Origin of the sequence: Kushneria phyllosphaerae (genome assembly GCF_900312995.1) — a bacterium.
Classification (GTDB): Bacteria; Pseudomonadota; Gammaproteobacteria; order Pseudomonadales; family Halomonadaceae; genus Kushneria; species Kushneria phyllosphaerae.
On record NZ_ONZI01000004.1, the window covers coordinates 52,783 to 74,184 of the forward strand.

A 21,402-nucleotide genomic window follows, 5' to 3' on the forward strand; every position below is an offset into this window, starting at 1 on the left:
ATGTCAGTTCAATGCCCTTTTGGCCTTGATCAGTGCCCGGTACCAGCGCCTTGGTACGGTGCCAATGCCCGCAGGGCGCTGGCTGAGCAGGCTGATGTTGCGATGGGCGGTCTGGTCGATGTTGGACAATATGTTCAGCGTTGAGGGACGCGCCCCGTACTGTCGGATCAGAAACTCGATCGCTTCGGGTTCAAGGGCTACCCGGTAATGGCGCACCAGAGCAATCGCCAGCGATTCGGCACTGCGAGACAGATCATCGTTGATCTCGTTGACCATGGCGGCCCCGAGGGCGGTTTTGGCCGCTGCCGACAGGTCTGGTTCAAGATGACCGAAATAGGCCGCGTTGGTGGCATTGATGGCCCGTTGAACTTCCGGGCGTGACAGATGGATGTACGGTTCAAGGGCCAGGGCGATCTCGATGGCCAGATGCTTGGCCATGGCGATATGGCCGCTGGCGGAAGCCCCCTGCGGACCAGGGTCCTGCTGATGGTAACGTTCACGATCTGCGCGAGTGTTATTGAGATAGCGCGCCAGCTGGCGGCAGACGCGTGCCTTTTCGCCATCGGTCAGTTCGATATGGTTTTCATGGATACGAAGCCCTCGCTTGCCCGGTCCAACCTGCAGATGGGTAGCCTTGTCGTTCATCTGTTCAGTAATGGCTTCCCAGCGCTGCGAGTGACGAATGAGCGTGGCATGGCTGCGGGCGATCTGACCATAGTTTTCCTGCACACTGCGAAAGAGCTTCAGGGCATTGGTTAAAATTTCGGCACGCTCGCGCAGCTCCGGGCGCAGGTCGCTGCGGCCGTATTGCACGCCACTGGCCAGATGCTCGATCTGTTCTGCAAGCGCATCCATGGCCTGGCGACAGCGGGCGGTGAGGGTCTCGGCGCGGAGGCCGGCGGCAGCGTCCTCGACCAGCGTGCCCGACTGCTCTGCAAGATACACGGTCAACGCCTTGAGGCGGGAAAGACCGGTCGCCTGCTGGATGCGATAACGAGAGCGGGTCTGTTCAAGGGCATCGAGCGCTCGAGCCAGATGCCACCGCCCGCGGTACTCGAAGGTCAGCATGGGAATACGACGACCGCAGAGCAGCTCAAAGGCCAGAATGATCATTTCCTCGACGTCCTGCAGCGTCATGAGCAGCGCATTGTCCTGCTCGATGGCGGCCAGCACGCGTTCGATGAAGTTCTCATCACGCGCCACACCCTGGTGCAGATCCGGTGCACGTCCTGCAAAGCGGTCACGCAACAGGGAAATGGCCTCTGGTGCCACGTCGGCCAGTTCGTTGAGACGAGGGTCAATATGGTCACGATACAGGGCGACCAGATCCCGAATGCGGGATTGCATGCCGATACGGCGGTAAATGTCAATTTGTGCAATGCGTCGGGCGCTTTCCTCATCATCAAGCAGTTCAAGCGCTGCAAGCTGGACGCCTTCGGGGGCCAGATCATGCTTGCGAAGCAGCATGGCAGCGGCCTCACGCCGGCGAGCGTCGCCTTCAAGGCTTTCTACGATCAGGTTGCGGGTGATCAGCACCAGTTCCGGGAGTGTATCGAGCACCTGAGACACCCGGGCTGCCGCACGTTCATGCTTGCGCCCTCGGGTCAGGTGGTGCGCGAAGTTGGCGATGATACCGGCAAGACCCGTGATCAGGGCATAGCTGATGAAAAACACGTAGTTTTCCATCGACGGGCCGCGACCATAGCCGAGTAGATACCCCACCCAGGCGCCCAGCAGCGTCACCGGGCCGCTGACCCACAGAATCTGCATGGCGCTGTTGGTCCAGGGGACCTTGTTCATCGCCTGCGTAATGCGGCGGATGCGGTCGCGTCCTTCGCGTTCAAGACGAACGCGGGGCTCATCGGGATTTGTGCGTCGGCGAAGCAGTAAACGGGCTGAAAACAAGCGGGTATTTCCGAAACTGAAGTGGGCGTCGTGACGCAAGGGCTGCTTTTAAAACATGCATGGAAGGTCTGACTGACCCCCGGCGGGTGGTCAGTGAGGCAAACATGGTGGCGTTATCATGAGACGCAGGCAGTCAGCGTGATAGCATAAGCGTGATCATAGTGGAGGAACAATATGCTGGCAGCCTGGGTGGATCAACTCCTTGGGTTTTCGACGGGAGCACTTGAAGCCATACGTCGTGAAGAGCGCTATCCCTCACTAATGGGCTGGGCAAGAAAGGAAGGGGTGGAGCTGCTTGGTGGAGATGTGGCCCTGGCGCAGGCACTGGCCCCGGTGCTCTGGAACCAGATGCCCCTGCAGCGCCTTGGTTATCACATCGAGACGCTGGCGGTTCCATCACCTCAGGAACCCTGCTGGTGTGACTCCGGCAAACGATATGCCGACTGCTGTGATGGGGTCATGCTGCCGGGACAGGTCCCTCCGCATCTCATGTGGATGCTGTTGCTTCAGCGCCTTCGCGGCAAGGCGCTGAATGAGGCGCTGGCCTCCGATCATGTGCCGGCTCAGGCCCTGCTTGAGGCCGGTATCGTCAGTGCCGAGGGCGGACAGCTTGGGCGGGCACAAACCATCCTGGAGACGCTTTTTAATAACGCCGATTGGGAGGGGTTGCCGCTCGAAAGCGAACCGGCCTTTGAGCTTTTAAGCGATGTTTATCAGGAGCGCGGCTTTACGCGTAAAAAGGCGGCCCTGATGGACAGTGCCGTCGAATACGGCCCGGGATTTCTTCGTGGAGCAGCGTTGAAGCGGTTGTGTCTGCGCTATCTGGACAGCGACGATCTGCCCAGTGCTCGCGAGACGTTCATACGTACCCTGGAAACCATGCCCAACGAGCCGGCGCTTGCCTATCTCGAAAGCATGCTGCTGTTGCATGAGGGGCTGCCCGAGCAGGCGCGCGCGCGCGCTGATTTCTGGCGCCGTCGGTTACTGAATCGCAGTGACCTTGATGAGGATCAGCAGGCCTTTCTGGAACAGCTCGCCGAAGACCCTGAAGCCACCCTTGCCGAGCAGATGATTTACGCTGACGAGGAGCTTGCCGAGCCGCTGGAGACGCTGACCCGGCTGTTACAGGAGTTTACCGATGGCCCACGTCTGTCGCTTTTGATCAATGCCGACGGACGGCTCGAGTATCAGCAGGACGATCTGGATCATGCCCGCTATGGGATGTGGCAGCAGCACTTTACGAGCGAAAATGAAGAAGCGCCCGGCAGTGGACTTCAGGGCGATCCCTGGCATGATGGCAGGCCCTGGCTTGATGCGCTGTGTCTTCACCCGGAGTGGCTGTCGACCCCGGCCATCCTTCAGGAGCTTGCCATGGCGCTGGCCGGACGTTTTGGCAACCTGCCGTGGATGTTTCAGTCCATTTTCTCACCGTTGGCGCAGCGCTTCGAAAAATGGCTCGTCGCGGTTGAACTGGCTGAAAGCCCTTTTGTCTGGGGGGACGGTGATAACCATGTCCTGTTCCGGCTTGGGCTCGGGTTGATCATCGGCATGGAGCGCGGCGCTCGTGAGCAGTCACGACAGCTGGCTGAGCGTCTGATTCGCCTGGATGGTGAGGACAGCATGGGGCTACGGGAGCTGCTGCTGGAGCAGCTTCTAAGCGATGATCAGAATCTGCGAGCACTGACGCTTATCGAGGAGATCGAGCGCACCTGCGACGATGACGAGCCCTGGCTGGGATTGCTGCTGGGAAAGGCGCTGGCGCTGTACCGACTGGCGCGGCTTGAAGAAGCGCGCCATGCCTTGATGATGGTTGATCAGGCCAACCCCTGGATGCTCAAACTGCTGGTTCGCGATAATCCCAGGCGAGAGCCCGTCACCGGTAACTCCCCGGCCCCGGGATCACGGGCTGAAGCATGGCAGTACCGTGTCCTTATGCGGCCTCACTGGGTCGCGACGCAGGGCGCGCTGCGCTGGGTGGATGCCAGACTAAAAACGAGCGTTGAATAACGAGCGCTAAGTAACGCCATGGCGGCCATGGCGTTACCTGTCCGCGCTGGTGTCTACTGCCGATTGGGTAGAAACACCCACATCTGACCGGGTTGCTTCATGCGTCCTGCATTGAGGCTTGCCTCGTCGCCATGCCCCCAGAAAAAGTCAGCACGCACGGTGCCCTTGATGGCACTGCCCGTATCCTGAGCCAGCATCAGTCGCTGCATGCGCTGGTTGGACAGCGGGCGTGTGGTGGAAAGAAACACCGGTGCACCCAGCGGGATCTGTTTGGGATCGATGGCGATGCTGCGCTCCGGGGTCAGCGGCACACCCTGCGCGCCGATCGGGCCATCGCTGTCTTTGTGTGTGCTGTCGAGCTCCCTGAAAAAGACGAAGCGAGGGTTTACATTGAGCATCTCCTGAACGCGGCCGGGGTTGGCATTGGCCCATGCCTTGATACCCGGAAGAGTGGCCTGAGCCGGCGTGATCTCGCCGTGATCCAGCAGCCAGCGGGCAAAGGACTGAAAGGGCTGGTCGGTGGCACCGGCAAACCCGACACGCATTTCTCCGCCTTCAGCCAGCTTGATGCGGCCCGACCCCTGGATCTGTAAAAAGGCAGCTTCAACCGGATCATCCACCCAGACCAGTTCCCTGCCATGCAACACGCCGCTTTTAATCAGCTGGCTGCGGCTGGCGGCCATGAGGCTGCTGCTTCCCATGTTGCGATACAAGGGCACCTGATAAGGGCCATGACGTGTACGTGAGCCTCGAAGGACCGGCTCGTAATAACCGGTAATGGTGCCGACTGTCGACCCATCACTGTTGCTCAGGCTGAAGGGCGTAAAGTGCTGTTCGAAATAGCGTCGGATGGCGCGACTGTCCAGCGGGTCAACATGGCGGGCATCGTTACAGACCGAGGCCCAGTCAGGCTTGCGTGAAAGCTTTTCGCAGCTGGTTTGAAAGGCACTCCAGGCGCTCAGAAGATTGTCATCCTGCCAGCCGGGCAGCTGTTGCCAGCTGGTCGAATGCATTGGGGTGCTCGAGTCGGTGTATTGAGGCGTTTTGGCGGGCTGGAAGCCGGTCTGGCCGGTGGAGCAGGCGGCCAGAACCACACCTGTCAGCATCAGGCAGGTGCCTCTGCCAACCAGACGAGTCAGCCGCAAAAGGCCCTGAGGGCGATAGGTGTTATCAGATACAAAAGACAAGATCAGGGTCTCTTCTGGGGGCGTGGCCAGGGCCTTTCGCCCGTGGAACAGTAAAGGCGTTAAAAAGCATTACCGGGTGGGCGGGTCGGTAATATCTCGCCATTGGCGAAAATACCAGAGGATCATGAGCCCCGGAATAGCGGCCAGGGTGCAGATCAAAAAGAATCCATCCCAGCCGACAGCGTCTGACAGGATGCCACCGGGGGCTGAAATCACGACTCTGGGCAGCCCCATGATCGAAGACAGCAGGGCATACTGGCCTGCAGTGAATCGCTTATCGGTGAGGGCGGCCATAAAGGCCAGAAAGGCAGCGGTGCCCATGCCGGCCGCGGCGTTTTCAAGACTGACGACCGTTGCCAGTACCGTAATTGAGTGGCCGACATGATTGAGCCAGATGAAGCCGGCGGTGGACGCCATTTGCAATAGTCCGAACCACCACAGCGAGCGGTAGATACCGATGCGCAGAATCACCAGACCGCCCAGAAAGATACCGCCCAGCAAGGGCCAGAAACCAAAGATTTTGACTGTGGCGCCAATTTCGGCGTTGGAGAACCCAAGCGATTTGTAAAAGGGGGTGGTCAGATTGCCGGCGACTGAATCCCCCAGCTTGTAGAGCAGGATGAACAGCAGCAGCCAGAGTGCGCCCGGGCGCGTCAGAAAGTTGCGAATGGGATCAAGGAAGGTATCCCGCCAGTTTTGCGGGTGCATGGAACGCTGCGCGCTCGGCTCGGGCGCCATCAGGGTGACCAGCATACAAGCGCCAAGCAGCACCGCCATGGTCAGGTAGGTCGCACGAAAGCCGATGCTGTCGGCAAGCATCAGGCCACCCCCGGAGGCAAACAGCATCCCGGTGCGATAGCCATAGGTGTAAAGGCTGGAGCCTATGCCGAGTTCCTTCTCGGGCAGGTGCTCGCGGCGATAGGCATCGATGATGATGTCCTGCGTGGCACTGAAAAAGCTGATGCCCAGCGCCACAACACCCACGGTCAACGGTGCCAGCCCGGGGTCGGAAAGGGCCAGCGCCACGATCAAGGAGGTCAGCAGCAGCTGGGTCAGCAGCAGCCAGCCACGACGCCTGCCAAGAAAGGGCAGTTCGAAGCGGTCCAGCAGCGGCGCCCAGAGGAACTTGAGCGTGTAGGGAATGCCGATCAGCGCCAGCAGGCCGACGGCGTCCAGAGAGACGCCGGCATCCGTCATCCATGCCTGAAGCACGCTGCCTGTCAGCAACAGGGGCAGGCCTGACGCGAGCCCCATGAGGAACGTGATACCATGGCGCGCAACGGCGGCCCGGGCTGTAGCAATCGAAGTCAACGGTGTTATCCAGAAAGTCGCGGGCATTTAAATGGCGCGCCGATTCTCTCAGACCGGTGCGCTGACGGCTACTGACCGGGGATGGTTTTAATGAAGACGACAGGACCTGAAGGGCTGCGCTGGTACGCTGTTCAATGCAAGTCAGGCGAGTCCTTTCGTGCTGCCGAACACCTGACCCATCAGGGCTACACGGTCTTTCATCCGGTCATGCAAAGGGAGAAGCGCCAGCGCGGCAAAACCGGGCAGGTACTTGAGCCCCTGTTTCCCTGGTATCTCTTTATACGGATGAATCCGCTTCAGGATAACTGGGCGCCCGTTCGTTCCACGCGAGGGGTGATCAAGCTGTTGGCCTTTGGTCGAGAGCCGGTGCCGGTACCGGATGCGTTGATCGATACCCTGCGCCAGCAGGTCAGTGATCAGGCGATGGTTTCACAAGAGCCTCGTTTTCAGGCGGGCGAGCGGATCGAAATTACCGACGGGCCTTTCAAGGCACTGGAGGGGCTGTTTGTTCATGGCAAGGAAGATGAACGCGTCGTGGTTCTGCTCAATATCCTGCAGCAGGAACACCGCATAACCCTGCAGTCCAGTCAGATTCAGGGCTCGACAAAGCCCTGAAGCGGTTGTGTCATGAAGAAGACTCTAGCTGTCTATCCACCAGCGGGCATCCCAGCTTGTCATCACCTGCTCCGGATAGCGCGTCTTGCCGAGGCTGCCGTTATATCGCGCCAGAGCGCGGGTAACGTCTCCCTTTTCGACCTTGAGATACCACGCCAGAATCGTGCAGCCATAGCGCAGGTTGGTATCAGGGTCGAAGAGGTTGTCACTGTCCCTGCCGATCTCCTTTTTCCAGAAGGGCATGACCTGCATGAGCCCCTGTGCGCCGGCGCTCGAGCGTGCCCGTGGCGTAAAACGACTTTCCACATCAATCACCGACAGTACCAGCTGCAGATCCAGTGAGGCGCGCAGGGCTTCACGCTGAACGCTTTTTAGCAACTCAAGGCGTTGATGCGAGTCGGAAAGGTAGATGGCAAGGCGCCGATTCATGTCCGTCATCCAGACCTCGGCTTCAAAATGATCGTCAAAGTGCTCATCATTGGCTACGGCGCTGGAAAGCTGTCGAATCAATTGCGCTGATACATGCGCTTCTGGCACCGCGGCTGCCAGAGTCATGGGCGCAAAAAGGGCGCCTGTCACCAGACAGGCGCCCCAGAGGCATGCTCGAAAACCGGCGTTAGGCCAGCTTTTGACAAATGAACTCGACGGCCTCCTGTTGCGCCACCATTGTAATATCGTCGTCACGCCTTCCTTTGTACTCCAGTTCACCTGTTTTCAGGCCGCGATCCCCGATCACGATACGGTGGGGAATGCCAATCAGCTCGAGATCGGCAAACTTGACGCCCGGACGCTCGTCACGATCATCCAGCAGGACTTCGATGCCCCTTTCGTTGAACGCGTTGTAGAGGCGCTCGGCCTCGTCACGAACGGCCTGTGACTTGTGCGCATTCATCGGTACCAGCGCCACCTGATAGGGGGCAAGAGTGGCAGGCAGGGCAATGCCGCGCTCATCATGGTTCTGTTCGATGGCAGCAGCGACCACACGGCTGACGCCGATGCCATAACATCCCATCTGTAGCGGTACGCTGTCTCCGTTCTCATCAAGAACGGTCGCGCCCAGTGCCTCCGAGTACTTCGTGCCAAGCTGGAAAACATGCCCGACTTCGATGCCACGCGCGATCGAGAGCGTGCCCTGTCCGTCCGGTGACGGGTCGCCGGCGACAACATCGCGAATGTCGGCCACTATCGGCAGGGGCAGGTCGCGCTCCCAGTTAATGCCAAAAAAGTGTTTGCCATCGATATTGGCGCCTGCACCAAAATCGCTCATGACCGCCACGCTGCGATCGATGATCAGCGGTATTTCAAGGCCGACCGGTCCAAGTGACCCGGGGCCTGCGCCGACGGCCTGGCGAATTTCTTCTTCATTGGCCATGACCAGCGGAGATGCCACCTGCTCCAGGTGCAGCGCCTTGATCTCGTTGAGCTGATGGTCACCACGAACCATCAACGCCACCAGCCCGCCTTCGGCGCCATGAACCATCAGGGTCTTGACGGTCTTCTCGATCGGCAGGCCGTGCTTTTCCACCAGCGCTGCAATGGTTTTGGCATCCGGTGTATCGACCTCATGCATGTTTTCTTGAGGCGCTGCCCGTTCCTGACGATCAGGCAGTGCTTCGGCCTTCTCGATATTGGCGGCGTAATCAGAACCCGTGGAAAAGATCACGGCATCTTCACCCGAGTCGGCCAGCACATGGAACTCATGAGAGCCGCTGCCCCCGATCTCGCCGTTGTCAGCCTGCACGGCACGAAAATCAAGGCCCAGACGAGTGAAAACGCGAACGTAGGCGTCATACATTTTCTGGTAGGAGGCCGCCATCGCTTCCTGACTGATATCGAATGAATAGGCATCCTTCATGATGAATTCACGTGCCCGCATGACGCCAAAGCGGGGCCTTGTCTCATCACGAAACTTGGTCTGAATCTGATAGAAATTGCAGGGCAGCTGACGGTAGGAACGCACTTCGTTGCGTACCAGATCGGTGATGACCTCCTCATGAGTGGGGCCATAGCAGAACTCACGATCGTGGCGGTCACGAAGGCGAAGCAGCAGATTGCCATACTTGTCCCAGCGGCCTGACTCCTGCCAGAGTTCGGCGGGCTGTACCGACGGCATCAATACTTCCTGGGCACCGGCACGGTCCATTTCCTCGCGTACGATCTGCTCTACCTTGCGCAGCGTTCGCAGCCCAAGTGGCAGCCAGGTGTAAAGGCCGGAAGCCAGTTTTCGAATCATGCCGGCACGCAGCATCAGTTGATGACTGACAACCTCAGCGTTGGCGGGCGTTTCCTTGAGCGTGGATAGCAACAGTTGACTGGCGCGCATGAACCGAATGTTTCCCTTGGGCCGGATGAAATGAACCGCATTGTACGAGTATTCGTTGCCTGTCGGCAAAATGCGTTTCCAGTATTGTGCAATGATGGTATGTGTTCACTCATGCTGCGCACTCAATCAGGCAGCAGAGGATGCTCATTGAGCGTGCATTGATGACAACAGACAAGGAGATACCATGCAGCGTCGATGTACTGGTGTGGTCATGACTGTTTTGATGCTGATGCTGGCAGGATGTGCGGGCAGGGATGATACGGAATTTGTCTGGCAGCCCCCCAGGGTCAATGATCAGGGCACTCAGGCAGGCCAGAGGGCCTGTATGCCAGGGCCTGACGGTCCCAGCAGCTGTAACCAATAAAGCCTTTATTGACAGATCAGTGGCCCATAAAAAACGGCACCCGAAGGTGCCGTTTGTTCAGAACCTTTCGACAATCGTCGATTAGAACTGTACGCCAACAGAAGCCATGGCAGCGTCGATCTTGTAGTCGCTGTCCATGTCATAGCGCGTGTATTCAGCACGTGCAAAGACCGGTACGGTTTCAAACTGGTACTTGAGGCCCAGACCGTAAACCGGGTCAGTGCCGTACTGGTTGCTGGCCGGACCTTCCTGAGCATTGGCTTTCCAGTAGGCAGCACCAACGCGTGCATAACCGGATACGCCGTAGAACAGGGGCAGCTCGCCGATGGCGCTCAGGCTGTAGGCCTTGGTCTGGTAATGACCGTTGCCCTGATCGGTGCCGTAATCAATGTCGCCCAGATCGGCGTAGTTGATTTCGGTAGAGAACCAGTCGTTGAACTTGTAACCAACGAAGGCACTCTGAGCAGTGTCGTTGTTGTCAGTGATGCGATCGCCTGACAGGTTGCCATTGCTGAAGCTGCTGACGTCAGCATCATGGACCTGCGCGCTACCCACGCCAACACCTGAGTAGATGCCTGAGCTGGTGTCAGCCATGGCCATCGGAGCGGCGACCAGGGAAGAGGCGAACAGCGGTGCTGCGAAAAGTGCGAATTTTTTCATGATGATCTCCTTGCATGAAACCTTTATTGACTGGAGCGTCTTGCTCCATGACAAAATCGATTCGGTGAGCTGTTATTACTCGAACAGTGTTTTCAAAAACATTTTTAGCATGAGAATCGATTCACGTAAAGACTAGAATGCATCAGCCTGTTCGATGAAGACGTCTGCAAAAATTTCTACTCAATATGGGCTGACAGTATAGCAACAGTCTGCGTTTTCGCCCGGCGCTGGTCCGTATTGCGTTTCCAGACGTACCGACAGTGGGGAAGCTCATCCTTTCGCCGGTACAATTCATCAGTACAATGTCTTTCTTCGCGGTTCTGCCTCCACAGTATCGCCTTTATTCTCGTGTCCTCTTGCTTGGTTTTGATATGTCTGACGACCTGATGCCTGCCGAACTGCTCGACTTTCTCCCTTGCCGAACTACCCAGCCGTGGGTGGATGCAGCGCTTGGTAATGAGCGTCTTTTAATGATCGATCACGCCCAATGTGAAAAAAAGGCAGCCTCCACGGCCATGAGCCTGATGTATCGCTATACCAGTCGTGCAGATCTTTTGACCAAGATGTCCCAGCTGGCGCGGGAAGAGCTGCTTCATTTCGAACAGGTCGTCACGCTGATGCGCGAGCGTGGCATTGCCTATGAACATGTGTCGGCGTCACGCTACGCGCAGGGCCTGCGTGAGCATGTTCGAGAGCAGGAGCCGGGAAGGCTGATTGATGTACTGATCGTGGGCGCTTATATCGAGGCCCGCTCCTGTGAGCGCTTTGCCTGTTTGATCCCTCACCTTGATGACACGCTGGCAAAATTTTATCGCAGTCTGGTGAAATCCGAGGGTCGACATTTTGAAGACTATCTTGAACTGGCCGCACAGTATGCCGATGAGCCCATTGATAAGCGGGTGGCATTTTTTGGCGAGGTTGAAAGATCTCTGATCGAATCGCCGGATAGTGAGTTTCGCTTTCACAGCGGTGTTCCGGCTGCTGCCTAACAGGTTGCGCAGGATGGCTGTCAGGAAAAGGACGCCCCATTACGGGGCGTTTTTTTGTCACTCTTGAGACAGTTTCGAAAGACGGAAGCTCGACAGCGTCAGGGTCGTGTCGTCCAGGCGGATCTCCCAACCTTCATCCCTGCCATGATGCCAGTCACCCAGCACGTAGCGTTTGGCACTCTGACCGCCTTGCAGGGACAGGTCATGCACATCAGGGCGATGTGTGTGGCCTTGAATCAGCGTGCGAACATCGTACTGCTGCATGATGTCTTCAACGGCATCCTGACTGACATCCATGATGTCATCGGATTTGCTGCCATTGGCAGTGCCCGAGCCTTCACGCATGCGATCTGCCAGCAGACGGCGCTGTTCCACCGGCAGTGCCAGAGTTTTTTGCTGCCACTGAGGGTCACGCGTCATGGCGCGAAACTGCATGTACTCACTGTCCTGAGTGCAAAGGCTATCGCCATGCATCAAAAGGGCAGATGTTTTGTCATCAATGGTCATGATGGCGGGATCATCGATCAGTACGGCACCGGTGAGTTCGGCAAAATGCTCACCCAGCAGAAAATCGCGATTGCCGTGCATGACATACAGATGTCTGCCGCTGTCACTGAAGCGGCACAGGGCATCAATGACCTGTTGCTCAAAGTCGCCGATGGCATCATCGCCGATCCAGCTTTCAAAAAGATCGCCCATGATATAGAGCGCATGAGCATCCCGGGCACGATATTCCAGATAATTCAGAAATGCGCGGGTCAGCTCCGGAGCGTCCTGCTGCAAGTGCAGATCGGCAATAAACAGTGTCGTCATGACCTCTCCTGCTTGAAGGGCGCAGTGTTGTGCTGCGCCTGAAACATTATTGTCCGGTGATCGAATCAGGCATCGACCAGACGAGCAGATTCGATCACAACGTCTTCTGCGGGGACGTCTGCGTGACCATGGCGGCGCGTGGTGGCCACGCCCTTGATGTTGTCCACGACGTCCATGCCTTCAACCACCTGGCCAAAGACACAGTAGCCCCAGCCGGGAGGCGTCGGAGAGGTATGGTTTAGAAAGTCATTGTCGGCCACATTGATAAAAAACTGCGCCGTTGCCGAGTGCGGGTCGCCCGTTCGGGCCATGGCGAGATGGCCACGGGCGTTTTTGAGGCCGTTGTCGGCTTCATTCTTGATGGGCTCATGAACCGGCTTTTGAGAGAAGTCGGTATCAAAGCCGCCGCCCTGGACCATGAAGCCATCAATCACGCGATGGAAAAGCGTGTTGTCATAGTGGCCTTCACGGATGTAACGCTCAAAGTTGGCCGCCGTCTCGGGCGCCTTGTCATGGAAAAGCTCGATTTTGATATCGCCGGCACTGGTAGACAAAATGATCATGAAAAATTCTCTAAAAAGGCAATAAAAGGACAGCTTCAGGGCAGCTACGCAGGAGTGGCACGCATCAGGCTGGCGCTCACTCGTGACGTCGGTACTGATACCTGCATGGCATGGTCCCGGGCGCTCACGCTATAATAGCGGCTTTGTCCGGGCAGGCGAAACCGCGCCTGCCGGTATCCGTTGTCAACAAGGTCTGATCACGCCCCATGAGCTCAGAAAGCACCAGCGCACCGAATTTCATTCGTACACAGATTCGTGAAGAGATCGAGCAGGGGCGCGTTAATACCATCGTGACGCGCTTCCCGCCCGAACCCAACGGCTTTTTGCACATCGGTCATGCCAAGTCGATATGTCTCAATTTTGGTCTTGCCGAACAGCTCGGTGGGCAGTGTCATCTGCGCTTTGACGACACCAATCCCGCAAAGGAAGAGCAGGTCTACATCGATGCCATTCGTGAAGACATCGACTGGCTTGGCTTCAAGTGGAGCGGTGAGGTGCGCTATGCCTCCAGCTATTTCGACCAGCTTCATGAATGGGCCTGCCAGCTGATTCGCGATGGACTGGCCTATGTCGACGATCTCAATGCCGAACAGATGCGCGAATATCGCGGCACGCTGACAGAGCCCGGTCGGCCCAGTCCGTGGCGTGATCGAAGTGTTGAAGAGAATCTGGCCCTGTTCGAAGGCATGAAAAACGGTGAGTTCGCAGAAGGTGAGAAGGTACTGCGGGCCAAAATCGATATGGCCTCACCCAATATCAATCTGCGCGACCCAACCCTTTACCGCATTCGTCATGCCGTGCATCACCAGAGCGGTGACAAGTGGAAGATTTATCCTTCCTATGACTTTACGCATGGGCAGTCCGATGCCATCGAGGGCATTACACACTCCATCTGCACGCTGGAATTTGAAGACCATCGGCCGCTCTACAACTGGTTTCTGGACAATCTGCCAGTACCGGCTCGTCCGCGGCAGATTGAATTTGCGCGTCTCAATCTGAATTATACCGTTACCTCAAAACGCAAGTTAAAGCTGCTGGTGGATCAGGGCGTTGTCGACGGTTGGGATGATCCTCGCATGCCGACCATTTCCGGCATGCGCCGTCGTGGCTATACACCTGCCTCGCTTCGTAAATTCTGCGACATGGTTGGCGTTTCCCGCGCGTCTGGTGTTGTCGACATTCAGATGCTTTATCACGCCATTCGCTCGGACCTGGAAGACAACGCCCCCAGGGCCATGTGTGTCATGAAGCCGCTCAAGGTCGTGCTGACCAACCTGCCCGAAGATCATGAAGAGATCTTTGAAGTGCCCGGCCACCCGGCACGCGAAGACATGGGCATGCGTCAACTGCCGCTTAATCGTGAAATCTGGATCGACCATGAAGATTTCATGGAAGAGCCGCCGAAGAAGTTCTTCCGTCTGGCGCCCGGCAAGGAAGTGCGCCTGCGCAATGCCTACGTCATTCGCTGTGATGACGTCATCAAAAACGAGCAGGGCGAGATAGAAGCACTGCACTGCAGTGTTGATCTGGAGACGCTGGGTCAGAACCCGGAAGGCCGAAAGGTGAAAGGGGTCATCCACTGGGTCAGTGCTCGTCACGGTGTCGAGGTTGAAGTGCGTAATTACGACAACCTGTTTCAGGTCGAAGCACCGGACCGCGACAAGGATGTTGATTTCCTTGAGCACCTCAACGCTCAGTCTCTCGAAACGGTTTATGGCATCGGCGAGCCTTCGCTTGCACAGGCTGGCGCCGAGCAGCGTTTTCAGTTCGAACGTGTTGGTTACTTCTGTGCCGATCGCCGTGATCACGGCGGTGACAGGCTGGTCTTCAATCGTACGGTCAGCCTCAAGGATGGCTGGGCGAAGGCACAGAACAAGACAAACTGAAGGGGAGTATCCGCGTGCAGATTTACAACACCCTGACGCGTCAGAAGGAAGTCTTTGCTCCCATCGATGCCGGCAATGTGCGCATGTACGTCTGCGGCATGACCGTTTATGACTACTGTCATCTGGGGCATGCGCGCATGCTGGTGGCATTTGATGTCATTACCCGCTGGCTGCGTACCAGCGGTTATGGCCTGACCTACGTTCGCAACATCACCGATGTTGATGACAAGATTCTGGTTCGCGCCCGGGATAACGATGAATCGATCGAGGCGCTGACAGGGCGCATGATCGATGCCATGCATGAAGATGAGCGCCGGCTTGGCGTGTTGCCGCCTGACCAGGAGCCGCGTGCCACGGCACATATCGATGACATCATTGTCATGATCAGGACGCTGATCGAGCGTGGCTACGCCTACCATGCCGATAACGGCGATGTGTTCTATCGCGTTCGCCGTTTCGAGCAATATGGCGCGCTTAACAATCGCAACCCCGATGACATGCGTTCCGGCGCCCGGGTCGATATTGATCAGGCCAAGGAAGATCCGCTGGACTTTGTGCTCTGGAAAAGCGCCATCCCGGGTGAGGCCAGCTGGCCATCGCCATGGGGAGCAGGGCGGCCGGGCTGGCATATCGAATGCTCGGCCATGTCGACCTGCTGTCTGGGCAATACCTTTGATATTCATGGTGGTGGACCGGATCTTGCCTTTCCTCACCATGAAAACGAAATTGCTCAAAGCGAGGCGGCGACCGGACAAAAGTACGTTAACACCTGGATGCACGCCGGGGCCCTGCGTGTTGATAACGAGAAGATGTCCAAGTCGCTGGGCAACTTTTTCACGGTGCGTGACGTGCTCAAAGAGCATGATCCCGAAGTGGTGCGTTACCTCCTTGTGGCCAGTCATTATCGTAGCGCCATCAATTACGCCCCTGACACCCTCAAGGATGCCCGACGTTCACTGGAGCGGTTCTATAACGCCTTGGAGGGTGTGAAGGTCGTTAAAGGGGCGGTCAGCGGTGATTTTAATACACGTTTTACCCAGGCCATGAATGATGACTTCAATACGCCCGAGGCGTTGGCCGTCATGTTCGAACTGGCACGCGAGGTCAATCGTCATCGCGATGACGCCACCCAGGCCGGGGCTCTGGCCTTCGAGCTGGTGCGCCTTGGCAATATTCTGGGGCTTCTGGAACGTTCGCCTGACGACTTTCTCCAGGGAGTGCCATCCGGTATCGATGACAAGTATATTGCTGGTCAGATTGAGGCGAGAAATGCAGCGCGCCGGGCGCGGGATTTTGCTGAAGCCGACCGCATCCGCGATGCGCTGGCGGCAAAGGGCATTATCCTGAAGGACAGTCGCGAAGGCACGACCTGGGTTAGTGAGACCCTGTAGCGGCGACACGGGATCCGGTTTGAAAGGGTCCTGAGCCCAATTAAAAGGCCTCGCCATTGGCGGGGCCTTTTAATGTCCGATGGGCCGGTATAACAAGGTCGGCCTTGCTCAGCTGTTGTCGTGCAGGTCGGCAGCCATCAGTGTATTTTCAAGCAGTGAGGCGACGGTCATTGGGCCGACCCCGCCCGGTACCGGAGTGATATGAGACGCGCGCGCCCTGGCGCCTTCAAATTCCACATCGCCGGTCAGTTTGCCGTCAGCGGTGCGATTGATGCCAACATCGATCACGATAGCGCCCGGGCGAATCCATTCACTCTTGACCAGGTTCGGGTTGCCCACCGCCACGATCAGCAATTCTGCGCTCTCAACATGTTGTTGAAGGTTGCGCGTGAAGCGATGGCACACGGTAATGGTACAGCCTGCCAGCAGCAGTTCGAGTGCCATTGGGCGACCAACAATGTTGGAGGCACCAACAATGGTGGCTGTCATGCCACGCACATCAAGCTGGTGTTCGTTCAGCAGTGTCATGACGCCCATCGGGGTGCACGGACGCAGGGTGGGCATGCGCTGTGCCAGACGGCCAAGGTTATAGGGGTGAAAGCCGTCAATGTCCTTATGGGGGTGAATGCGCTCGAGCAGGGGGCGCGCATCCAGATGACCGGGCAGGGGCAGTTGCAACAGGATGCCGTCCACGCTGGTATCCGCGTTGAGCTGATCTATCAGCGCTTCCAGTGCATGCTGTGTGGTCTCTGCCGGAAGCTGGTGCTGAAATGACAGGATGCCGGCCTGTTCGCAGGCACGATGCTTGTTGCGGACATAAACCTCTGATGCTGCGTCATCGCCTACCAGTACCACAGCCAGGCCAGGCACTCTTTTACCTTCCCGGCGCCGTTCGGCCACCTGCTGGGTAACTCTTTCACGCACCTTCTGTGCCGTGGCCTTGCCATCAATCAACTGTGCACTCATCTATATTCTGTCCTGGTGACGATTCAAGCGAGCTTCGCTCATTAGTGCTGCAATTGTCGCATCCCGCCGGGTGCAGTCAATGAATGTTCTTTGCAGGGTCGACGAAAGCCATGAAAGCACTCTATGACAAGTTATGCTTGACCCCGTCCGGTTATCAGGTAAAATGCGCCTCGCATTGGCAGCGGCCTCGTCAGAGGTGCTGGCGTATCGGGATATAGCGCAGTCTGGTAGCGCGCCTGCTTTGGGAGCAGGATGTCGGGGGTTCAAATCCCTCTATCCCGACCAACCTTTTGATTTCAGTAGGGTTTTTGGGATCGCAGGTTGACAGCAAAAGCCACGGTCAATAGAATGCGCCCATAGCTCAATCGGATAGAGCAACGGCCTTCTAAGCCGTAGGTTGCAGGTTCGATTCCTGCTGGGCGCGCCAATTGATTTTATGGCTCGTGTTGCAGGTAAAAAGCGCAGGTAATGGTGGGTGTAGCTCAGTGGTAGAGCCCCGGATTGTGGTTCCGGTGGTCGTGGGTTCGATCCCCATCATCCACCCCATTATTTTTAAGCACTGCTGAGTTGGCAGTGTTTGTGTTTAAAATGGTGGGTGTAGCTCAGTGGTAGAGCCCCGGATTGTGGTTCCGGTGGTCGTGGGTTCGATACCCATCATCCACCCCATTATTTTTAAACACTGATGATTGTCAGTGTTTGCATTGAAAAGGGCGGCCCTGTGGGGCCGCCCTTTTTGCTTTGCGTATCATGTGTCGAAGGGTTGTTCGGGAATCGGAGTGGCTTACTGACTTCACAGTGAGTAAAGAAATTCCAATTTTCCCCTTGAAATCGTATTAATCGGTGCCAATTAAGGCTTCGAGCTTGCCAGCATCTTATGGGGTTCTTAAAATCTGCGCCCTTGAGTTTTTTATTTCGAACACGCCACCTGAGTGGGTAGAGGATCATTCATGCAAGTTTCAGTCGAAACGACTTCACCGATCGAGCGTCGCGTAACCGTTCAGGTCCCGGCTCAAGAAGTGGACAACAATGTCGATGAGCGACTCAAGGATACTGCTCGTCGTGTACGCTTGGATGGTTTCCGTTCAGGGCACGTCCCCATGAGCGTTGTTCGCCAGCGTTTTGGTCGTGATGTACGCAATGAAGTCGTTGATGAAGTCATGCGCCAGCATTATGTGCGCGCCATCACCGAAAACGAGCTTAACCCGGCGGGCTATCCTTCGCTGGAAGCCACCGTTAATGAAGCGGGCAAGGACCTTGAATTTGTCGCAACTCTGGAAGTTTATCCTTCCATCGAGTTGACGCTGCCTGAAGACGAGCAGATCGAGCGTCCTCAAGCCGAGATTAACGATGCCGATATCGACGAGATGATCGAGACACTGCGCAAGCAGAATGCCCAGTGGAACGACGTTGAACGTGCGGCAGCCGATGGCGATCAGGTGACCATCGATTTTGAAGGCTTTCTCGGTGAAGAAGCCTTTGAAGGTGGCAGCGCCGAAGGTCATCAGCTGGTGCTGGGTTCCAACAGCTTCATCCCCGGCTTTGAAGAGCAGCTGATCGGTGTTCAGGCTGGAGACGAGCGGGAAGTGACGGTTACCTTCCCGGAAGATTACCAGGCCGAACATCTGGCGGGTCAGGAAGCGCGTTTCAAGACCAAAACGCACAAGGTTCAGGCTCAGGAACTTCCTGCAATCGACAGCGAGTTCATGTCCCGCTTTGGTGTTGAAGATGGCGACAGCGACAGCTTCCGTACCGAGATTCGCAACAATATGCAGCGTGAGCTGGATAACGCGATCGACAACCGTGTTCGTCAGCAGTTGATTGATGCCCTCAAGGCACGCAACGAAGTATCGGTACCCAGCTCTCTCATTTCTCAGGAAGTCGAGGGGCTCAAGCGTCAGGCCGCACAGCAGTTCGGTCTGGGCGATGATTTCGACGTGTCTCAGCTGCCTGATGAGCTGTTTGCCGAGCAGGCTCGTGGTCGCGTTGAAGTGGGTCTGCTTCTGGCAGAAGTGGTCAGCCACTTCGAACTGGATGCTGATGATGCCGAAATTCGTGCCTTCATCGAAGAGCAGGCCGGTCAGTTTGAACAGCCTGAACAGGTTGTCGAGCAGTACATGGGTAACGAGCAGATGAAAAATCAGGTGAAATCTGCTGTGCTGGAACGCAAGGCCATCGACAGTCTGCTGGAAAAGGCAAATGTCGTCGAAACGCCCATGAGCTATCAGGAAGCACTTCAGGCCGCGCAACAGCAAGAAGCTGACGAGGCCGAGGAAACCGAAGAGCAGGCCGGCTGATATCTGGCGTCACAGCCATACTCAGGCTGGCAGTCAGGACCCGGCGAAAGCCGGGTTCTATCATTGGCCCACATCACTGTAAGGTTGCTACATGAGAAGCGAGTCTGATATTACCAATGCTGGCGGGCTGGTCCCCATGGTGGTGGAGCAGAACGCACGTGGCGAGCGGGCCTACGATATTTACTCCCGTCTGCTCAAGGAACGTGTCATTTTTCTTGTTGGCCCGGTCGAAGACTACAGTGCCAACCTGATTGTGGCGCAGTTGCTCTTTCTGGAGTCGGAGAATCCTGACAAGGATATTCATCTCTACATCAATTCTCCGGGTGGTTCAGTGACTGCCGGCATGTCAATCTATGACACCATGCAGTTCATCAAGCCCAATGTTTCAACGGTCTGCATCGGTCAGGCCGCCAGCATGGGTGCATTGCTGCTGGCCGGCGGCGCAGAAGGCAAGCGCTACTGTCTGCCGCATTCACGAATGATGATTCACCAGCCGCTGGGTGGTTTCCAGGGCCAGGCCAGCGATATCGAAATTCATACGCGTGAAATCCTGACGATTCGGCAGCGTCTTAACGAAATTCTGGCGCATCATACCGGGCAGGATATCGACAAGATTGCGCGTGATACCGATCGCGACAATTTCATGAACGGCGAGCAGGCTGTCGAGTACGGCCTGATCGACGCAACGCTGGCACATCGCCCGGTATCCTGATAGCGTTGATTCAGAGTCTGACCATGATGGCGTGCCAGTGCGCCGCCATCTTCAAGAGGTACGCGAATGGCTGACGGCAAAGGCAAGGACGAAGGCGGCAAGCTGCTTTACTGTTCATTTTGTGGCAAAAACCAGAATGAAGTACGCAAGCTGATCGCTGGACCCTCTGTTTACATCTGCGATGAATGTGTTGATCTATGCAACGACATCATTCGCGAAGAGGTCGTGGAGTCCGAAGCGTCTTCCGACGACGAGCGTCTTCCTGCTCCGCGGGAAATTCGCAACACGCTTGATGATTATGTGATCGGTCAGGACCGCGCCAAGATGGTGCTCTCCGTTGCCGTTTACAATCACTACAAGCGTTTAAAGGTAGGTCAGCAAAAAGGCGATGATCGCGTTGAGCTGGGCAAGAGCAATATTCTGTTGATCGGTCCGACCGGTAGCGGCAAAACGCTGCTGGCAGAAACCATGGCTCGCCTGCTGAATGTTCCGTTTACCATTGCTGATGCCACAACGCTGACTGAAGCCGGCTATGTAGGGGAGGATGTTGAAAATATCATCCAGAAACTCCTGCAAAAGTGCGATTACGATGTAGAAAAGGCCCAGCGCGGTATTGTCTATATTGATGAAATCGACAAGATTTCACGCAAGTCGGACAATCCTTCCATCACACGTGACGTTTCGGGTGAAGGTGTGCAGCAGGCGCTTCTCAAGCTGATTGAGGGTACTACTGCCTCCGTGCCCCCTCAGGGTGGGCGCAAGCATCCGCAGCAGGAATTTTTGCAGGTTGATACCGGCAATATACTGTTTATCGTTGGCGGTGCCTTTGCCGGACTGGACAAGGTCATCAGTGATCGTGCCGAGCGTGGTGGTATCGGATTCAACGCTGTGGTTAAAAGCAAGGATACCAACAAGGGCGTTGGCGATATTCTGGCAAGCGTTGAGCCTGAGGATCTGGTCAAATACGGGCTTATCCCGGAGTTTGTTGGCCGCTTGCCGGTCATCGCAACGCTCAATGAGCTTGACGAGCAGGCGCTGATTCAGATTCTCACCGAGCCCAAGAACTCCCTCATTCGTCAGTACGTTCGTCTTTTCGAAATGGAAGGCGTGGAGCTTGATTTCCGTGAGGATGCGCTCAAGGCCGTGGCCAACAAGGCCATGGTAAGAAGAGCGGGCGCTCGTGGGCTTCGTTCAATACTGGAATCTGTACTGCTGGATACCATGTATGAAATCCCCTCCGCCGAGAATGTTGTCAAGGTGGTCATCGATGAGACTGTCATCAATGGCGACAGCAAACCGTTGCTGATCTATGCCAACCAGCAGGAAAGCAAGCTGGTCGTTGGCGACGATCGATAGTCCGCAAGATGATGCTTGACCGGGGGGCCGACATGGCCCCCCAGTCATGTCAGACTCCTG

General features: G+C 56.7%; 17 protein-coding genes and 4 tRNA genes. 12 read left to right on the forward strand and 9 right to left on the reverse strand.

Annotated features, from left to right (window positions below):
* Window positions 1-3: 3 nt before the first annotated feature.
* Window positions 4-1,905, reverse strand: coding sequence for a hypothetical protein (locus KSP9073_RS13325; protein ID WP_108843958.1), 1,902 nt, complete (start codon window positions 1,903-1,905; stop codon window positions 4-6).
* A 174-nt stretch (window positions 1,906-2,079) separates the two neighbouring features.
* Between KSP9073_RS13325 and KSP9073_RS13330 the strand changes: the two genes are divergently transcribed.
* Window positions 2,080-3,912 carry an SEC-C domain-containing protein gene (locus tag KSP9073_RS13330; RefSeq protein WP_108843480.1) on the forward strand — a complete coding sequence of 611 codons (1,833 nt, stop codon included), beginning with the start codon at window positions 2,080-2,082 and terminating at the stop codon, window positions 3,910-3,912.
* Window positions 3,913-3,965: 53 nt separating this feature from the next.
* Here the strand turns inward: KSP9073_RS13330 and mltA are convergent, their stop codons facing one another.
* Entirely contained in the window at window positions 3,966-5,099 is a 1,134-nt protein-coding gene (mltA, locus tag KSP9073_RS13335; RefSeq protein WP_243409250.1) for a murein transglycosylase A, read from the reverse strand.
* 69 nt (window positions 5,100-5,168) lie between these two features.
* Window positions 5,169-6,410 (reverse strand): AmpG family muropeptide MFS transporter, encoded by a 1,242-nt coding sequence (locus KSP9073_RS13340; protein ID WP_108843481.1) that lies wholly within the window; start codon window positions 6,408-6,410, stop codon window positions 5,169-5,171.
* Between the two features lie 90 nt (window positions 6,411-6,500).
* Between KSP9073_RS13340 and rfaH the strand changes: the two genes are divergently transcribed.
* Window positions 6,501-7,025: a transcription/translation regulatory transformer protein RfaH gene (rfaH, locus tag KSP9073_RS13345; protein WP_243409251.1), complete on the forward strand. Its 525-nt coding sequence runs from the start codon at window positions 6,501-6,503 to the stop codon at window positions 7,023-7,025.
* A 24-nt stretch (window positions 7,026-7,049) separates the two neighbouring features.
* Here the strand turns inward: rfaH and KSP9073_RS13350 are convergent, their stop codons facing one another.
* The 3 genes from KSP9073_RS13350 to KSP9073_RS13360 form a co-directional block, all read right to left on the reverse strand.
* The gene (locus KSP9073_RS13350) at window positions 7,050-7,580 is read right to left on the reverse strand and encodes a lytic transglycosylase domain-containing protein (RefSeq protein ID WP_108843483.1); all 531 of its coding nucleotides are present in this window, start codon (window positions 7,578-7,580) and stop codon (window positions 7,050-7,052) included.
* Between the two features lie 61 nt (window positions 7,581-7,641).
* Window positions 7,642-9,348: a proline--tRNA ligase gene (locus KSP9073_RS13355; protein ID WP_108843484.1), complete on the reverse strand. Its 1,707-nt coding sequence runs from the start codon at window positions 9,346-9,348 to the stop codon at window positions 7,642-7,644.
* Between the two features lie 445 nt (window positions 9,349-9,793).
* Window positions 9,794-10,372 carry an outer membrane beta-barrel protein gene (locus KSP9073_RS13360; RefSeq protein WP_108843485.1) on the reverse strand — a complete coding sequence of 193 codons (579 nt, stop codon included), beginning with the start codon at window positions 10,370-10,372 and terminating at the stop codon, window positions 9,794-9,796.
* 371 nt (window positions 10,373-10,743) lie between these two features.
* Between KSP9073_RS13360 and KSP9073_RS13365 the strand changes: the two genes are divergently transcribed.
* On the forward strand, window positions 10,744-11,361 hold the full coding sequence (locus KSP9073_RS13365; RefSeq protein ID WP_108843486.1) for a MiaE family protein: 618 nt from the start codon (window positions 10,744-10,746) through the stop codon (window positions 11,359-11,361).
* A 57-nt stretch (window positions 11,362-11,418) separates the two neighbouring features.
* Here the strand turns inward: KSP9073_RS13365 and KSP9073_RS13370 are convergent, their stop codons facing one another.
* Window positions 11,419-12,174, reverse strand: coding sequence for a UDP-2,3-diacylglucosamine diphosphatase (locus KSP9073_RS13370; protein ID WP_108843487.1), 756 nt, complete (start codon window positions 12,172-12,174; stop codon window positions 11,419-11,421).
* A 65-nt stretch (window positions 12,175-12,239) separates the two neighbouring features.
* Window positions 12,240-12,737 carry a peptidylprolyl isomerase gene (locus KSP9073_RS13375; RefSeq protein ID WP_108843488.1) on the reverse strand — a complete coding sequence of 166 codons (498 nt, stop codon included), beginning with the start codon at window positions 12,735-12,737 and terminating at the stop codon, window positions 12,240-12,242.
* 206 nt (window positions 12,738-12,943) lie between these two features.
* Here KSP9073_RS13375 and KSP9073_RS13380 point away from each other — a divergent pair, with 206 nt between their 5' ends.
* Together KSP9073_RS13380 and cysS are read left to right on the forward strand one after the other, a co-directional pair.
* The gene (locus KSP9073_RS13380) at window positions 12,944-14,623 is read left to right on the forward strand and encodes a glutamine--tRNA ligase/YqeY domain fusion protein (RefSeq protein ID WP_108843489.1); all 1,680 of its coding nucleotides are present in this window, start codon (window positions 12,944-12,946) and stop codon (window positions 14,621-14,623) included.
* A 14-nt stretch (window positions 14,624-14,637) separates the two neighbouring features.
* A complete protein-coding gene (gene cysS / locus KSP9073_RS13385; RefSeq protein WP_108843490.1) occupies window positions 14,638-16,014 on the forward strand; it encodes a cysteine--tRNA ligase in 1,377 nt (458 codons plus the stop codon).
* Between the two features lie 108 nt (window positions 16,015-16,122).
* On the opposite strand, the gene folD is transcribed toward cysS, so the two are convergent.
* Window positions 16,123-16,980 (reverse strand): bifunctional methylenetetrahydrofolate dehydrogenase/methenyltetrahydrofolate cyclohydrolase FolD, encoded by an 858-nt coding sequence (folD, locus tag KSP9073_RS13390; RefSeq protein WP_108843491.1) that lies wholly within the window; start codon window positions 16,978-16,980, stop codon window positions 16,123-16,125.
* Window positions 16,981-17,188: 208 nt separating this feature from the next.
* On the opposite strand from folD, the gene KSP9073_RS13395 reads away from it, so the two are divergent.
* From KSP9073_RS13395 to clpX, 7 genes are all read left to right on the forward strand, one after another.
* Window positions 17,189-17,265, forward strand: a tRNA-Pro gene (locus tag KSP9073_RS13395).
* Between the two features lie 65 nt (window positions 17,266-17,330).
* Window positions 17,331-17,407, forward strand: a tRNA-Arg gene (locus KSP9073_RS13400).
* Window positions 17,408-17,451: 44 nt separating this feature from the next.
* Window positions 17,452-17,526: transfer RNA gene (locus tag KSP9073_RS13405), tRNA-His, on the forward strand.
* 45 nt (window positions 17,527-17,571) lie between these two features.
* Window positions 17,572-17,646: transfer RNA gene (locus KSP9073_RS13410), tRNA-His, on the forward strand.
* 281 nt (window positions 17,647-17,927) lie between these two features.
* A complete protein-coding gene (tig, locus tag KSP9073_RS13415) occupies window positions 17,928-19,274 on the forward strand; it encodes a trigger factor (RefSeq protein WP_108843492.1) in 1,347 nt (448 codons plus the stop codon).
* A 91-nt stretch (window positions 19,275-19,365) separates the two neighbouring features.
* Complete coding sequence (gene clpP / locus KSP9073_RS13420; RefSeq protein WP_108843493.1) at window positions 19,366-19,986, forward strand: ATP-dependent Clp endopeptidase proteolytic subunit ClpP; 621 nt, start codon at window positions 19,366-19,368, stop codon at window positions 19,984-19,986.
* A 66-nt stretch (window positions 19,987-20,052) separates the two neighbouring features.
* Window positions 20,053-21,342 (forward strand): ATP-dependent Clp protease ATP-binding subunit ClpX, encoded by a 1,290-nt coding sequence (clpX, locus tag KSP9073_RS13425; RefSeq protein WP_086622765.1) that lies wholly within the window; start codon window positions 20,053-20,055, stop codon window positions 21,340-21,342.
* Window positions 21,343-21,402 lie beyond the last annotated feature (60 nt).

Coding starts and splice junctions, on each gene's coding strand:
- KSP9073_RS13330 (WP_108843480.1), top strand. CDS start 2,080: ATGCTGGCAGCCTGGGTGGATCAACTCCTTGGGTTTTCGACGGGAGCA.
- rfaH (WP_243409251.1), top strand. CDS start 6,501: ATGAAGACGACAGGACCTGAAGGGCTGCGCTGGTACGCTGTTCAATGC.
- KSP9073_RS13350 (WP_108843483.1), bottom strand. CDS start 7,580: ATGACTCTGGCAGCCGCGGTGCCAGAAGCGCATGTATCAGCGCAATTG.
- KSP9073_RS13355 (WP_108843484.1), bottom strand. CDS start 9,348: ATGCGCGCCAGTCAACTGTTGCTATCCACGCTCAAGGAAACGCCCGCC.
- KSP9073_RS13360 (WP_108843485.1), bottom strand. CDS start 10,372: ATGAAAAAATTCGCACTTTTCGCAGCACCGCTGTTCGCCTCTTCCCTG.
- KSP9073_RS13365 (WP_108843486.1), top strand. CDS start 10,744: ATGTCTGACGACCTGATGCCTGCCGAACTGCTCGACTTTCTCCCTTGC.
- KSP9073_RS13370 (WP_108843487.1), bottom strand. CDS start 12,174: ATGACGACACTGTTTATTGCCGATCTGCACTTGCAGCAGGACGCTCCG.
- KSP9073_RS13375 (WP_108843488.1), bottom strand. CDS start 12,737: ATGATCATTTTGTCTACCAGTGCCGGCGATATCAAAATCGAGCTTTTC.
- KSP9073_RS13380 (WP_108843489.1), top strand. CDS start 12,944: ATGAGCTCAGAAAGCACCAGCGCACCGAATTTCATTCGTACACAGATT.
- folD (WP_108843491.1), bottom strand. CDS start 16,980: ATGAGTGCACAGTTGATTGATGGCAAGGCCACGGCACAGAAGGTGCGT.
- tig (WP_108843492.1), top strand. CDS start 17,928: ATGCAAGTTTCAGTCGAAACGACTTCACCGATCGAGCGTCGCGTAACC.
- clpP (WP_108843493.1), top strand. CDS start 19,366: ATGAGAAGCGAGTCTGATATTACCAATGCTGGCGGGCTGGTCCCCATG.
- clpX (WP_086622765.1), top strand. CDS start 20,053: ATGGCTGACGGCAAAGGCAAGGACGAAGGCGGCAAGCTGCTTTACTGT.